We start from the raw sequence: 15,019 nt of genomic DNA on the forward strand, positions 1-15,019 counted from the left end.
CGAACCCCGGATAGTCCATCTTTCCACTTCCGTGGACGCCGCGCGGGCGTGAAAATGGGGCTGGGTGCCCGTGACGCCGGTGACACACTTTGGGACTGGAACCCGTCGGATAGTCTGGCGTTGGGCCTTGACCCTTCGGGTCGCGCACTGTTGCTACGAGCACGCCGGTTAGAGTTCAGCTTTTTACCTGACTTGGCCCCCTGGGCACCCGTTGTTGAGTGATTCGCTGCTGTTCAACGGAAGGGAGGGTGCGGCGATGATGGAGCCTGAGGAGTTCTCGGATGAGGATCATGAGCAGATCCTGGAGCGGGTGGCTGCTGTCGATGTTGGTAAGGCTTCGGGGATGGTGTGCCTACGGGTACCTGACCCGGTCAAACAGAAACGATCCAATCGCGTGTGGGAGGTGCCTGCCACGACCAACGCGGTGATCGAGATGTGTGACCGGTTGGTCCAGGAGCAGGTCATGAAGGTCACTTTGGAGGCCACCAGCGATTACTGGCGGATCTGGTTCTATCTGCTGGAGGCTGCCGGGTTGGATGTGCAGCTGGTCAGGGCCCATGACGTCAAACAGGCTCCTGGGCGTCCGAAGACCGACAAGTTGGACGCGGTGTGGTTAGCGAAGCTGACCGAGCGGGGAATGCTGAGGCCCTCGTTCGTGCCTCCTACTGAGATTCGGGTGCTGCGGGACTACTCCCGGATGCGGGTCGATCTGACCCATGAACGCACCCGCCACTATGCCCGGTTGGAGAAGTTGCTCGAGGATGCTCTGATCAAGGTATCGGCCGTGGCCAGTTCGATGGACACGCTCTCGGTACGCGACATGATTGAAGCGTTGATCGCTGGCGAGCGGGACCCGAAGGTGCTGGCTGGTTTGGCCAGGGGCCGGATGAAGGTCAAGCATGCTGAACTGGTCGAAGCTCTCACCGGCCGGTTCGATACCCATCATGGTGAACTTGCCCGGATCCTGCTCAACCAGATCGATTCCCTGACCCGTCAGATCGACCAGATCACCGGCCGGCTGACCGAGTTGATCGATCAGATCCCGGCAGCGCAGGGAACCGATCGAGATGGCGTCACCGGCCCGGGCATCGGCACCGGACCCGATGCCGTGGTCTCGCCTGCTGTTGAGCGTCTCAGCAAGATCCCTGGTATCGCCACTCGTAGCGCCCAGACCATCATCGCTGAGATCGGCCTCGACATGAGCCGGTTCCCCACTCCAGCCCATCTGGTGTCCTGGGCGAAACTGTCGCCTCGTACCATCCAATCCGGAGCGAAACGAACCAACGGTCGCACCGGCAAAGGTAACCCGTACCTCAAAGGGGTCCTCGGTGAAGCAGCCAGCTCGGCAGGTAGAACCCACACCTTCTACGGCCAACGGTACCGCCGTATTGTGAAACGCCGCGGCAAACTCAAAGCCCTGGTAGCGGTCGCCCGTTCGATCCTGGTCTCTATCTGGCACCTCCTGGCCAACCCCGAAACCCCGTACCAAGAACTCGGAGCAGACCACTACGCCACCCGCGTGGACGGTAACCGAAAGGTCCGAAACCACGTCAGAGACCTCCAAGCACTCGGCTACCAAGTCTCCCTACAACCCATGGCCTGACCCCTAACAACCCTCACACCCCGGAACCCACCCCCGGGGCGCAAGACCCTGCCCACCCCCAAGTCATTTTCCGGTTAGTGCTCAAGCCTCACCCATCCCCGGGAGGGTGATCATGTGGCAGGTGAGCCGACCGGTGGCCGTCTGCCTGCCCTCCTCGTCGCGCACGTCGACCTGGTAGGTGACGACGCTGACGCCAAGGTGCACCGCCACTGCGGTGCCCGTCACCGTCCCTCCCTTGACGGCACGCAGGTGCGTGACGTTCAGGTCGACGCCGACGCCAACCCGACGCGGGTACCCGTGCGCCATCGCCCCCATCGACGCCAGCGTCTCGACCAGGGTCGCCGTCGCACCACCGTGCAGCAACCCGAACGGCTGCTGGTTCCCGTCGACGGGGATGGTTCCGACGACCCTCTTGGGGGTCAGCTCCGTGAGCACCAGTCCGATCTTCGTGTCGAGGGGTGAGACGACCTCGGCGGCCCAGCCCGGTAGGTTGTTCATGACGGGCACTCTGCCAGATTCGGTAGGCTCTGCGGGTGGACATTCCTGGGAAACTGCTGCTGATCGACGGTCACTCCGTGGCCTACCGCGCGTTCTTCGCGCTGCCCGTCGACAACTTCTCGACCAGCACCGGGCAGCACACCAATGCCGTGTTCGGGTTCACGTCGATGCTGATCAACGTGCTGCGCGAGGAGCGGCCCACGCACCTTGCCGTCGCCTTCGACGTGGCGCGAGAGTCGTTCCGCACCGAGCAGTATCCCGAGTACAAGGCGACCAGGGCCAAGTCGCCAGATGAGTTCAAGGGGCAGGTCCAGCTCATCAAGCAGGTGCTGGATTCATTGAATATCGCCCACGTCGAGAAGCCCGGCTACGAGGCCGACGACATCATCGCCACCCTCTCCACGCAGGCGGCCGCGGACGGCTTTGACGTGTTCATCGTGACGGGCGACAGGGACGCGATGCAGTTGGTCAATGAACGCGTCACCGTGTTGTATCCCCGCAAGGGGGTCTCGGACCTCGCGCGGATGACACCCGACGCCGTCACGGAGAAGTATCTCGTGGCCCCGGTGCGTTACCCGGAGCTTGCGGCGCTCGTGGGTGAGACCAGCGACAACCTGCCTGGTGTGCCGGGGGTCGGCCCGAAGACGGCGGCGAAGTGGCTGACGCAGTTCGACGGGCTGGAGAACCTGATCGCCCGCGCCGAGCAGGCGCCCGGCAAGGCGGGGGAGTCGTTTCGTGCGCACCTGGACGACGTCGTGCGTAACCGGCGGCTCAACGCGCTGGTACGTGATCTGGACATCGACCTGACGGTGGAGGCGACCGTCCGGCGCGACTGGGACCGCGAACTGGTCCACACCCTCTTCGACGCGCTCGAGTTCAGGGTGCTGCGGGAGCGGCTCCTGGAGCTCGCGCCGGCAGAGCCGGTGAAGACCGGCGGGTTCGAGGTGGCGGGCGCCAGGCTCGTGGCGGGTGAGCTTCCCGCGTGGCTCGATGCCCACGCCGTCGAGGCGACCGCCGTCGATTTCGTCGGCACCTGGGGCAGCGGCACCGGGGACATCACCGGCATCGCCTTCGCGACCTCCGACGGCGCGGGGGCCTACGTCGATACCGCAGAGCTGTCCGTCGCTGACGACCAGGCACTGGCGAAATGGTTGACGGACCCGTCGCATCCGAAGATCGTGCATGGGGCGAAGGGGGCGATGCTGGGTTGCTGGGCGCGTGGCTGGGAACTGTCGGGGGTCGAGCTGGACACGCTGCTGGCCGCGTATCTCCTGAGGCCCGATCAGCGCACCTACGACCTGGCCGATCTGGCGCTCCGGTATCTGCACCGCGATCTCAGCGCCGCCGCCATGGTCACCGACGATGACGGGCAGGGGGCCTTCTCATTTGACGATGAGCCCGATGAGGTCGCCGACTCCGCGTTGCTTCGGGCGCGTGCCGTCTTCGACCTGTCGGGCGCGATTGCCGACGAGCTGGAGGAGCGTGGGGCGGTTTCGTTGCTGCGCGAGGTCGAGTTGCCGCTTCAGGGCCAGTTGGCAGGCATGGAACGCGTTGGCATCTGTGTCGACGTCGACCGGCTCGAGCGGCTGCGCGACGATTTCGACCGCGCGGTCGTGGGGGCCCAGCAGGCGGCGTGGGACGTTCTTGGTCATGAGGTGAATCTGGGCTCGCCCAAACAGCTTCAGGGGGTGCTGTTCGACGAGTTGGACATGCCGAAGACCCGCAGGACCAAGTCGGGCTACACGACCGACGCCGAAGCTCTCGAGTCGCTGTTCGCGAGGACGGCGCACCCGTTCCTTGAGCACCTCTTGGAGCACCGCGACGCCATCCGGCTGCGGCAGACGGTCGACGGGTTGCTGGCGGCGGTGGCCTCCGACGGGCGCGTCCACACGACCTATGTCCAGACGATCGCGGCGACCGGGCGGCTGTCGTCGACCGATCCGAACCTGCAGAACATCCCCATCCGCACGTCTCTCGGACGACAGATCCGTTCGGCGTTCGTGCCGGGGGATGGCTTTGAGTCGCTGATGTCGGCGGACTATTCGCAGATCGAGATGCGGATCATGGCGCACGCCAGCGGAGACGAGGGCCTGATCGAGGCGTTCGCGTCAGGGCGCGACTTCCACGGGGAGATGGCCTCGCTCGTCTTCGGGGTCGAACCCGAAGACGTCACCGGTGAGATGCGGGCGCGGATCAAGGCCATGAACTACGGGCTGGCCTATGGGTTGAGCGCTTTCGGGCTGTCGAACCAGCTGAAGATCAGCGTCGGTGAGGCGAAGGCGCTGATGGAGGACTACTTCGCACGCGTCGGCGGGGTCCACGACTATCTGGCCGGCATCGTCGAACAGGCCAGGAAGGTGGGCTACACCGAGACGATGCTCGGCCGGCGCCGCTACCTCCCGGACCTGACGAGCTCCAACCGGCAGCGCCGCGAGATGGCTGAACGGGCGGCGCTGAACTCGCCGATCCAGGGGTCGGCCGCCGATGTGATCAAGGTCGCGATGATCAACGTCGGCGCGGCGCTTGAGCGGGAAGGGCTGCATAGCCGGGTGCTGCTGCAGGTCCACGATGAGTTGGTGTTCGAGGTTGCGCCGGGGGAGCAGGACCGGCTCGGTGCGTTGGTTGAGACCGAGATGGGTGGGGCGATGGCGCTGAAGGTCCCGTTGAGCGTGTCGGTCGGCGTCGGCCCGAACTGGGAGTCTGCGGCGCACTGATCGGCCGGTGGGTAGCGGCGCGTCGGCGACTGTCTGGGTTGCCTGGCCCGCACCTCGGCGACGGTGCCGTCTGGCAGGTCCGCGTGTCTGTGATGCCTGCGCGCGTGTGGGGTCTGTTTGTCGGGTGCGGGGTGGCGTTGGGTTGCGACAAGTGATGCCTGCGCGCGTGTGGGGTCTGTGCGTGTGGGTCTGTGCGTGTCTGGCGTGCGTGCGTGTCTGGCGGTCGGGGCAGTGGTCGATAAGGTGCATGGACCGCTGAAAATCGGCCAGTGGTCGATAGTCGTCCGTGGACGGGTGAGAATCGGCCACTGGTCGGTTCTTGTGGCTCGGGTGGGGGTGACGGTGGTCAGGCCCGGCAAAGCTGTGGTCGATCTTCGTCGTCAGACGGGTGAGAATCGGCCAGTGGTCGGTTCTTGTGGCCCGGGTGGGGGCGACGGTGGTCAGGCCTCGCAAGGTGGTGGTCGATCCTCGACGTCAGACGGGTGAGAATCGGCCAGTGGTCGATTTTCGGGGGCCGACAGACTCAAGCCTGCCGACCGCGGCTAGGAGGCGGAGGGCAGCGTCACCGGCTTGAAGTTGAAGAACACCCTCGAGAGCCAGAACTCGGTCGACTTCTCGAAGTCCCAGCAGATGATGATGCTCAGAGACGGGTCTCCTTCGAAGTCGACCATCACCGTTGAGTCCGGGTCGTAGTCGTCGACGGCGAGCAGCAGGCTGTCCGTGTAGCCGTAGCAGAGCACCTGCCCGTCGCCGCCGTGCAACTTGATCACGTCTCCGGGCTGGAACTGCGACTGGCCGTCGGCGAAGAGTTCATTGCCCAGCGCTCCACCGTTGCGGTACGTGTGGATGGTCATGACGGCCCTGCCCTTCTCCGACCCTGGCATCGGCCCGCCACTCCACCAGGACGCCAGCCGCGGCTCGTCTTTTGGGGGAGCGGCGATGTTGCCCTGGTCGTCCAGGTCGAGCGCGACGATTGGCTCATCCACCGCGAAGCGCTCGATGGTGTAGCGCGTCGGCACGAACCCCTCACTCACCGCGGTGCAACCGGCAAGGGCTGGGTCCGGGGTCACGCTCGGTGAGGAAGGGGCCGCCGTCGCCACCGGCGACGCACTCGTCGTCGGGACCGGAGAGGCGGACGGCCCGGCGACTGGGGCGTCAGGCCTGGCCAGGGCGTAGATCACCAGCCCGATGACGACCAGGAGCGCGGCCAGGACGACGACAAGTCGGATACGGGCCGGTTTGGGATCTGATGTGGCATGACTCACGTGCCCAGCCTAGCTAGCTAGGGCTTGATCGGAGTTGCTCGGAATGTATGCGGCGGTCGCTGGTCCGGGTGGTCGCTGAACCTTGCCCGGCGTCGTTGGGGTGTTGCGTCGTCGTGGGGGTGCTGTGGCGTCGTCTGGGTGCGAAAATCGACCAGTGGTCGATTCTGCTCCGTCTGGGCGCGAGGATCGGCCACTGCCCTGGTCGTGTCCTGCGTCTGAGGTGCCGTCGGCTTGGGCGTTGGTCACTTTTCCGGGCAGGACGGATCAGAACTGGCCAGTGGTCGATTTTCAGCGCTGGCCGCGGCCCTACCGAAAGCAGGGAACCGTTCTCCCAACCGGACTGGGCAGATGCGGGAGTGTGTGGGTGGTCAGTTGCGGGACGTGAGCGGGTGGTCAGGTTCGGGAGGGCGCGGGCGGTCAGGTTCGGGAGGGCGTGAGGGGTCAGATCCGGGAGCGCGCGAGTCGCCTACGAGAGCGCCGGGCGGTCAGCGCAGAGCCACCACGCAAGGGGGGCGACTGCGCGCCGCCAGGCCGTCGTGCCTCACCGCCAAGCCCCACCGTCAAACCGTGGGTCTCGTCGGCCCACCGTTGTGAGGCACCGCGGCGGCCGTGCCAAAACCCCCGTGCCGCAGCGCTCACGGCTTGCCCGACGACGATGGGCACGGTAGTCTGTCTACGCGCTGTGGCCTGTGCTGCCTCGGACGGAGTAGGTGGTGCCGTTATAGGGTCAGGGTGCGTTTCAGCATTATTCGGAGCCCTACTACATGACCTCCTCTATTGAGGCCTCGACTGTCGCAGTCGACGACTTTGGCTCGCCTGAGGCCTTCCTGGCCGCGGTTGACGCCACCATCAAGTACTTTAACGACGGAGACATCGTCTCCGGCACCGTCGTCAAGGTCGACCGTGACGAGGTCCTCCTCGACATCGGTTACAAGACCGAAGGCGTCATCCCCTCGAAGGAACTGTCCATCAAGCACGATGTCGATCCGTTCGACGTCGTCCAGGTCGGCGATGAGATCGAGGCCCTTGTCCAGCAGAAGGAAGACAAGGAAGGCCGCCTGATCCTGTCCAAGAAGCGTGCTCAGTACGAGCGCGCCTGGGGCACGATCGAGAAGATCAAGGAAGAAGACGGCGTCGTCACCGGCTCGGTCATCGAGGTTGTCAAGGGCGGTCTCATCGTCGACATCGGCCTCCGGGGCTTCCTGCCTGCCTCCCTCGTGGAGATGCGTCGTGTCCGCGACCTCCAGCCCTACGTCGGCATGGAGCTCGAAGCCAAGATCATCGAACTCGACAAGAACCGCAACAATGTGGTCCTTTCGCGTCGCGCCTGGCTTGAACAGACCCAGTCCGAGGTGCGTCACACGTTCCTCACCCAGCTGCAGAAGGGCCAGATCCGCAAGGGTGTCGTGTCCTCGATCGTCAACTTCGGCGCGTTCGTCGATCTCGGCGGTGTCGACGGCCTCGTGCACGTCTCCGAACTCAGCTGGAAGCACATCGACCACCCGGGTGAGGTTGTCGAAGTCGGCATGCCCGTCACCGTCGAGGTGCTTGAGGTCGACATGGACCGTGAGCGCGTCTCCCTGTCGCTGAAGGCGACCCAGGAAGACCCGTGGCAGACGTTCGCTCGCCTGCACCAGATCGGTCAGATCGTTCCGGGCAAGGTCACCAAGCTGGTGCCGTTCGGCGCGTTCGTCCGTGTCGGTGAGGGCATCGAGGGCCTGGTCCACGTGTCCGAACTCGCCGAGCGTCACGTCGAGATCCCCGAGCAGGTCGTGGCTGTCGGCGACGACCGCATGGTCAAGGTCATCGACATCGATCTCGACCGCCGTCGCGTTTCGCTGTCGCTCAAGCAGGCCAACGAGGGTGTCGACGTGACCGCCGACGACTTCGACCCGCTGCTGTACGGCATGCAGGCGTCCTACGACGAGGCCGGCAACTACATCTACCCCGAGGGCTTCGATCCGGAGACCAACGAGTGGAAGGAAGGCTTCGAAGAGCAGCGCGCTGCTTGGGAGGCCCAGTACGCAGAGGCCCAGGCGCTGTGGGAGACCCACAAGCGTCAGGTCGAGTCCGCCGAGACCAACGAGCGTGAGCACGCGGTCGAGGCTGGCACGGGCTACTCCACCGAGACCGCCGGTGAAGGTTCGCTGGCTTCGGACGAGTCGCTGCAGGCGCTGCGCGATAAGCTCGCAGGCAACTGATTTCAGCAGAAGCGGCGGCGTCGACTTTTTGGTCGGCGCCGCCGTTTCTTTGTGTACCAGCGCGGCCGGACGGCGCGGCCAGACGGCGACCAAACGATCACCGTAATGGTGTTGCCCGCCCATGTCCTCCGCCTTGTCATGCATCCCGACTGGCACCCCATGCTCATCCGCACCTTTAGGTGCGACAGACCACTAGCCTATGGAGCGTGGCGTGGGGGGCGCTTGTTGCGTTCGACGTCCGTGAGGCGTGTGGCCATGGCTGTCGAGCTGAAGGGGTGAAGACGTGCAGGTTCAAAACGTTGTTGTGGGGCGGCGCAGGCCATGACCATCCGTCGGCACCTCGGGATCCTCCTCATCCTTCCCATCGTCCTGGCGACGACGTCGTGCGGGGTATCCCTGCCGCTCTCCGACCTTCTCTTCCCGAACCGGGACGGTGGTTCGTCGACCAACCTCACCCCCGCGGGGTCGGGGGGCAAGGCCGGGGCGCTTCGCGAGGGGAACTTCCGCAACGGCGCCGAGTTCCTCTGGACGCTCGATGCCGAGGATGTGGGCGGCGGTCGCTGGGAGATGCCACACGACGATCCGACGACCGGGCTGGCAGCCGGTCCGATTGCCGCGGGTGGTGTGTGGTTGGCGAAGGTGATTCCAGCGGGGTCAGGCTTGTACGAGGCGAACACCCTCGTGGCGCTCGACCCGGCTCGCGGCGAGGTGATCTGGTCGAAGGAAGAAGCGGGGTGGGAGGATTGCGTCGCCGGCCCAGGAGGACGCGAGTTCCTCTGCGTATTCGATGACGGCCGAGTCGCCTACCTCGATCCCGAGTCCGGGGTCGAGCGGGTGTTGCTTCACGCCAAACAGGGAGCCCGTTCCTTTGCGGCAGCCACTGCGGATGGTGCGGTGGTCATTCAGGAAACTGGTGGGCTGACGCTGGGAATCCATGGTGTCGCACCCGACGGAACGGAGCGATACGCCAAGACGATAGATCTCGAAGCCGAGGCCGTCTACGACTTCAAACCGCTCTCCGCGTTGGGCGGGCAGGCGCAGTTCAGCGGGTACGACGAGTCGATCGTGTTCGACCTCGCCACCGGCGCGGAGCAGGGTCGCTTCCGCGGGTCGGTCTGGCTGACGGGGGAAGCCGCCATTGTCTTGCCGAAGGGAGCCGAGGCGACCACCAGCGCCGCCGGGGTACGCATGGTCGAGATCCCAGAAGACCAGGACGCTCAAGTACCTTCCGACGGCGATACGGTCGTCGGCGTCCGCACCGACCCTGGTGGTGTCCAGGTTTGCGGGCCGATCCTCGACGGCTGCGTCCAGGTGCCCGGAACTCAGGAGTTGTGGGAACCGTCATGGTCGGCCGTCCTGGATCAGATCGATGGACGCACCTACCTGAGCTACGTGGCCCATCAGTCCGGGCACACCGCCGTCATCGACGTCGAGAAGGCGACCTTGTTGGGCATCTTCTCCGAGTACTCCGGGTGGGAACCGACCCCCGCTGCCGAGGCACTCCTTCCAGCGCGCGTCGACATGGTGAACTGGGACAACCTGTGGGGGGAGGGCCGGAAGTCGATTCGGCACCCGCTGACAGGTGCGACGCTCGGCGTCCTGAATTCCGACGCAGGGTCCCTCGCCCCAGCAGATGTCGCCCCCGGATATGCCGTGATCGGCTGGGACCGCGAGGAGTGGTCCCTCGGCACTCGATACCTCACTGCCTTCGGCGCGGCGACCGAGCCGAAGGAGCTGAGGTTGACCGGAGAATCGGAGCAGGCCGCGAGTGTTCCGGACGGCTTGCCTACCTGCCCCGAGGGCACCTTCCTGCTGGCCTGGGCGACGTTTCCGAACGGTTCGATCACGGTGTGCGGCTACCACATCGACGACCCGACCGTCGTGATCCACGTGCGGGACGGCCAGGAGATGGTTTCCTCGCACGCGTCTTTCGACGGCGTCTCCACCTACCTCGGCCGACTGTCGGACGGCGGAACGATGAGCCTCTCGTTCGAGTCTGGGGTGTTCGAGATCGTTGCTCAGGACGGCGCTATCGAGATGCAGACCCGTTCCGACCTGATCTGGTTTGTCGCCTTGGGACAGTGGCGACCGTCGGCTGGCCAGTTCGACGTGACCCTTCCAGACGCGACCGCTGAGGGGCAGGTGCGCTACCTGACGGAGCTGCTGGCCAGTTCAAAGTCGGCCCGCAGCTCGCTCGTGGAGGCCAACACCTCGCTCCGCGAGTGTTCAAAGGGTCCTGATGGGGACTATGCAGACGAGATCGTCGCCATCGACAAAGTGACACGCAACCGCGCCGAACTGCTGTCGGCTCTTGCGGCGGCCCCCGTTGATCTGGTGCCCGAAGGTCAGGCGCTGCTCGAGGAGCTACGTGTCTCGATCAGACACTCACTTGACGCCGACATCGCGTTTGCCGCGTGGGCGAGAGGCATCCAACGCGATGGTTGCACCGGCGCCAGCTCGGGCGACGGCGTGACCGCTTCCGAGAAGGCGACCGCCGCCAAGCAGGTGTTCGTCGCGCGTTGGAACAATGTGATTGTGCCGGAGTTCCTGGTGGCCAGTCTGGCCGCGGCCGACGTCTAGGCCCGGCACGTCTTCACAATCCCTCAGGCAGGAAGGCGGAGCGCCACGCGGTGGTGTGGAATGCCTCGGTCACACGGGGTCCGGCGTTTGCGTCGAGGAGTGCCAGCCACAGGGCCTACCTGCGGGCCTACTCCTCATGGCTGGCGACCAGGAATGGTGGCCGGGCAGCCCGGTCGCATCCGCGGTGGGTGCCTGTGCATGTCGGGCAGAGGTGAGTGTCAGCAGGCTTCTTGCTGGGTTGACGAAGGTTCCGGGAGGTGAACGGACCGCGGGCTCCGATCCACCAACCCGAAGGAGTGTATGGCGTTGTGAACGTGCATTCCGTACGCTTCCGTGCGAGCGGTTGCGATATCCGTTCGATCCCGTACACCGTTCAGGCCACGCCACTTCCCCCCAACTCTTAGCCTTCTGGTCGTCCCCTGGCGCGCCCACGGGGCAGAGTCGAACCGGCCGGTCTGGGGCGGGCGTTGTGCTCACGGCAGCGCAGCATCAGATTCGCACGGCGGGGGTCTTGCGTTGCTCACGGCCAAGGGCGCTGAGGTGAGCGGTGCGGCGCAGCAATGGGGCGGTGTCGCAGCCAGTCGGAAAGGAGCCAAGCGATGAACACCGCACAGGTGGAACTAGCCGGTGAGCATTGGAAGGCGCAGCCGGGCCAATGCCTCACCATGGGCAGGACGGGCGACGTCATCATCGACGACAACCTCTACCTGAACCGCATCTTCCTCGTGCTCTTCTTTGCAGATGGATTCTGGTGGCTGGCCAATGTCGGCTCCCGGGCACATGCGACACTGACTGGAGGCTCCGGCCTCACGACGAGTCAACTGGGCCCCGGTAGCCGGATGCCCCTGGTTTTCGCTCAGACGGTCGTCACGTTCTCGGCCGGGCCGTTCAACTACGAAATCAACCTCTTCATCGACGAGCCCATCCTCCACACCGTCGGTGCACCTCGGACGCTGGACTCTGCGGACACCAACGCAGGTGGGACCGTCTTCACGGAGGGACAACTACTGGCCATCCTCGCGGTGGCCGAACCCATGCTGAAGGGGTCGGGAGTGGGTCTCTGGGCGGTACCGACGGCTGTGCAGGCCGCGAAACGACTCGGCTGGACCCAGACCAAGTTCAACCGCAAGCTGGACAATGTATGCGACAAATTGGACCGCGCAGGGGTGATGGGGTTGAAGGGCGCCAGGCATGAACAGGCGCTCGGGCGCCGCGCCCGGCTGGCAGAGTACGCGGTCAATTCCCGCATCGTGACATCGCATGACTTGCCGATGCTCGATGCGGAGTGGGGGCGCGGCAGGCACCCCGTGGCCGCAGCCATATGAGCGACATCGGAATGCGTTGCACGGGCCAGTGAGCGCACATTGGCTGGCGGGCCTGCCAGAGGCGTAACCTGTCGGCCATGGATTCTGAGGCCTCTTCCGGCGGCATTGCGGAAGCACACCTTGAACCGCGGGAACTGATCCGGTTGAGTGAACTCGTGGTGCGCGCCGGGATCGACATGCTGAGTGCCGGAACCAGCGGCTTGCGGGTGCGTGAACTGATGCGGGCCGCGGCGTCGGCCCTCGGGCTCGACTCCTTCGCCGCCCAAGTGACCTTCACAAACATCGTCGCCACCGTCGGCAAGGACGGGATCTACCGCACGCAGGTAGCCGAGATCGCCAGCCCAGGCGTCGACGCGCACCGGATCGCGCAACTACAGGAGCTGAGCCGGGAACTCAGCCGATCGAAGATCACGCCCGATGCGTTGGAAGCGCGCCTCGACGCGATCGAACGCACGCGGCCGAAGTACCCGAAGTGGCTGATCGTCCTTCTGGTTGCGGCGGCCTGCGCATCCGTGACCGTCCTCAGCGGCGGCTGGTGGCATGAGGTGTTGGCGGTGATCCCGGCCGGCGCCCTCGGGTTCGCCGTTCGTTCGACGCTCGGTCGTTGGCAGGTCAACCACCTGGCGACGGTGCTGGTCTCGGCGGTCGTGAGTTGTGCCGCCTATGTGGGGGCGGCGAACCTGATCGCCCTTGTCACGGGTGAGCCGAGTTCGCGGCTGGCAGCAGGTTTCATCTGTGCCGCGATCTTTCTGATCCCCGGATTCCCGATTGTCACGGGAGGGTTGGACTTGGCCCGCATCGATCTCGGCGTAGGCATTCCCCGTCTCGGCTACGCGGCGGCGGTGATCCTCGCCATCACGATCGGCGTCTGGGTCGTGGCGGTGCCGACGGGGATCTCGCCCGACCCCGTGCCGGAGCAGACGGGGCCAGCCGCCCTGCTCTGGGTCGCGTGGATAGCGGCAAGCTTCTTCGCGGTTTTCGGATGGGCGATGATGTTCAACTCGCCGCTGGCCGTGGCGCTGGCGTCCGGGATGATCGGGGTGCTGGGGAACGTGCCCCGGCTGCTGATGCTTGAGGCAGGCCAGCCGGTGCATGTGGCGACGTTCACGGCCTGCGTCCTGATGGGGTTGGCGTGCGCCGTCGTGGGTCGCCTGCTCGACATGGAGAAGATCATCATGACAGTGCCGACGGTCCTGGTGGCGATCCCCGGGTCGTCGGCGCTCAGGACCCTGATCTACTTCGACCAACGCGACGTCGTCTCTGCGATGGAGAACGGCGTCTCGACGCTGTTGGTGCTGATCGCGATGGTCGCCGGGCTCGCCTGTGCCCGGATGCTCACTGACCCCGAATGGGCATTCACGCGGCCCAATCCGCCGTGGGTGCGTGATCTTGCTGCCATGTCGGCGCGCCGCTTGTTGCGTCGTCGATCGTCGGACGGTCCGTCGGCAGTTCCGACCGGCACCGATGCTCCGTCCGTCGCCCCGCGGGGAATGACCAAATGAATCGGGTCGCACTCACCGGTGGCATCGCGGCCGGGAAGTCGTTTGTCGCCGATGAGTTGGCCAGGCACGGGGCCGTGATCATCGACGCCGACCTGCTCGCACGCGAGGTCGTCGAGCCCGGCACACCGGGGTTGGCTGCGGTCGTCGAACGGTTCGGGGAGGACATCCTGCTCGAAGACGGGTCGCTCGACCGTGCCGCGCTAGGGGGGATCATCTTCGCTGACGACGCCGCCCGAGCCGACCTGAATGCCATCGTTCACCCGCTGGTGCGTCGGCGGGCCGACGAACTGGAGGCAGCGGCTGCCGAGGGGGCTGTGGTCGTCCATGTGATTCCGCTGCTGGTCGAGACCGGGCTGGACCGGGGCTTCGACACGGTCATCGTGGCGGACGTTCCCGTCGGGACGCAGGCTGAGCGGCTGAAGGCACGCAACGGGCTGACCGACGAGGAAGCGGACGCCCGGATCGGGGCGCAGGCCGCGAGGGGGGAACGGTTCGCCGTCGCGACCCGGGTGATCGACAATTCGGGGTCGAGGGATGATACGAGAGCCCAGGTCGAGGCGCTGTGGGAGGAGTTGGTCGGCGGCGTCGGTTGAGCATCGGGCTGTGCGTTGGTTGAGCCGGTCCCTCCGCGCGGAGCGCCGGGGTCGGGCTGTGCGTCGGTTGAGCCGGTCCCACCGCGCGGAGCGCCGGGGTCGGGCTGTGCGTTGGTTGAGCCGGTCCCTCCGCGCGGAGCGCCGGGGACCGTGTCGAAACTGCCCGGCTACCAGCAGCCAAACCGCTCCACCGTCCCCGCTCCAGGCGCTGAGGCGTGCATAGATCTCTCTATACGTCGAGGCAACCTCGTATGGCGACTGCCTCCACACATGCAGAGATCTGTGTACAGCCTGGGCGGTCGGATGGTCGGATGGTCAGACCGAGCGACCGCATGCCGGGCGTGCGTTGGTTGAGCCGGGCCGTGAGGGACGAACGGCCCGTTACGAAACCACCCGGCTACCAGCAGCCAAACCGCTCCACCGTCCCCGCTCCAGGCGCTGAGGCGTGCATAGATCTCTCTATACGTCGAGGCAACCTCGTATAGCGACTGCCTCCACACATGCAGAGATCTGTGCACAGCCTGGACGGTTGGGCGGTCGGATGGTCAGACCGAGCGACCGCATGCCGGGCGTAAGTTGGTTGAGCCGGGCCGTGAGGGACGAACGGCCCGTTACGAAACTCGTGACGTGTCCGCGGACTCTTCCAAAGATGCTGTGGTCGGGATTCTGCACCGTGTGCCAGGTGGTCGTCACGCCTCTGCGTTCCTCACGAGGCGGCTCAACCAGCGCGTCGGTTGA

Annotated in this window: 9 protein-coding genes; 7 read left to right on the top strand and 2 right to left on the bottom strand. The window is 65.6% G+C overall.

The window, feature by feature from the left end:
- The first annotated feature begins 214 nt into the window (after nucleotides 1-214).
- A complete protein-coding gene (locus BUC15_RS16930; protein ID WP_217652067.1) occupies nucleotides 215-1,603 on the top strand; it encodes an IS110 family RNA-guided transposase in 1,389 nt (462 codons plus the stop codon).
- 81 nt (nucleotides 1,604-1,684) lie between these two features.
- Here the strand turns inward: BUC15_RS16930 and BUC15_RS16935 are convergent, their stop codons facing one another.
- The gene (locus BUC15_RS16935) at nucleotides 1,685-2,101 is read right to left on the bottom strand and encodes a PaaI family thioesterase (protein ID WP_084189704.1); all 417 of its coding nucleotides are present in this window, start codon (nucleotides 2,099-2,101) and stop codon (nucleotides 1,685-1,687) included.
- 35 nt (nucleotides 2,102-2,136) lie between these two features.
- Between BUC15_RS16935 and polA the strand changes: the two genes are divergently transcribed.
- Nucleotides 2,137-4,815 carry a DNA polymerase I gene (gene polA, locus BUC15_RS16940; RefSeq protein ID WP_245788027.1) on the top strand — a complete coding sequence of 893 codons (2,679 nt, stop codon included), beginning with the start codon at nucleotides 2,137-2,139 and terminating at the stop codon, nucleotides 4,813-4,815.
- Between the two features lie 542 nt (nucleotides 4,816-5,357).
- Here polA and BUC15_RS16945 read toward each other — a convergent pair.
- Nucleotides 5,358-6,080, bottom strand: a complete 723-nt coding sequence (locus tag BUC15_RS16945; RefSeq protein WP_073190670.1) for a class F sortase — start codon at nucleotides 6,078-6,080, stop codon at nucleotides 5,358-5,360.
- Nucleotides 6,081-6,844: 764 nt separating this feature from the next.
- On the opposite strand from BUC15_RS16945, the gene rpsA reads away from it, so the two are divergent.
- The 5 genes from rpsA to coaE all read left to right on the top strand — a co-directional run bounded on the left by rpsA (nucleotide 6,845) and on the right by coaE (nucleotide 14,281).
- A complete protein-coding gene (rpsA, locus tag BUC15_RS16950; RefSeq protein ID WP_073190673.1) occupies nucleotides 6,845-8,281 on the top strand; it encodes a 30S ribosomal protein S1 in 1,437 nt (478 codons plus the stop codon).
- A 321-nt stretch (nucleotides 8,282-8,602) separates the two neighbouring features.
- Nucleotides 8,603-10,861, top strand: a complete 2,259-nt coding sequence (locus tag BUC15_RS16955; protein ID WP_073190676.1) for an NHL repeat-containing protein — start codon at nucleotides 8,603-8,605, stop codon at nucleotides 10,859-10,861.
- 599 nt (nucleotides 10,862-11,460) lie between these two features.
- On the top strand, nucleotides 11,461-12,186 hold the full coding sequence (locus BUC15_RS16960) for a hypothetical protein (protein WP_073190679.1): 726 nt from the start codon (nucleotides 11,461-11,463) through the stop codon (nucleotides 12,184-12,186).
- 77 nt (nucleotides 12,187-12,263) lie between these two features.
- Entirely contained in the window at nucleotides 12,264-13,688 is a 1,425-nt protein-coding gene (locus BUC15_RS16965) for a threonine/serine exporter family protein (RefSeq protein WP_073190682.1), read from the top strand.
- A complete protein-coding gene (coaE, locus tag BUC15_RS16970) occupies nucleotides 13,685-14,281 on the top strand; it encodes a dephospho-CoA kinase (protein WP_073190685.1) in 597 nt (198 codons plus the stop codon). Before BUC15_RS16965 ends, coaE begins: the two co-directional genes overlap by 4 nt.
- Nucleotides 14,282-15,019 lie beyond the last annotated feature (738 nt).

This window comes from Tessaracoccus bendigoensis DSM 12906 (assembly GCF_900141915.1).
In the GTDB taxonomy this organism is placed as follows: domain Bacteria; phylum Actinomycetota; class Actinomycetes; order Propionibacteriales; family Propionibacteriaceae; genus Arachnia; species Arachnia bendigoensis.

What these genes read in the sequence shown, in the direction of transcription:
- BUC15_RS16935 (WP_084189704.1), bottom strand. Translation starts at nt 2,101, where the DNA reads ATGAACAACCTACCGGGCTGGGCCGCCGAGGTCGTCTCACCCCTCGAC.
- rpsA (WP_073190673.1), top strand. Translation starts at nt 6,845, where the DNA reads ATGACCTCCTCTATTGAGGCCTCGACTGTCGCAGTCGACGACTTTGGC.
- BUC15_RS16955 (WP_073190676.1), top strand. Translation starts at nt 8,603, where the DNA reads ATGACCATCCGTCGGCACCTCGGGATCCTCCTCATCCTTCCCATCGTC.
- BUC15_RS16960 (WP_073190679.1), top strand. Translation starts at nt 11,461, where the DNA reads ATGAACACCGCACAGGTGGAACTAGCCGGTGAGCATTGGAAGGCGCAG.
- BUC15_RS16965 (WP_073190682.1), top strand. Translation starts at nt 12,264, where the DNA reads ATGGATTCTGAGGCCTCTTCCGGCGGCATTGCGGAAGCACACCTTGAA.
- coaE (WP_073190685.1), top strand. Translation starts at nt 13,685, where the DNA reads ATGAATCGGGTCGCACTCACCGGTGGCATCGCGGCCGGGAAGTCGTTT.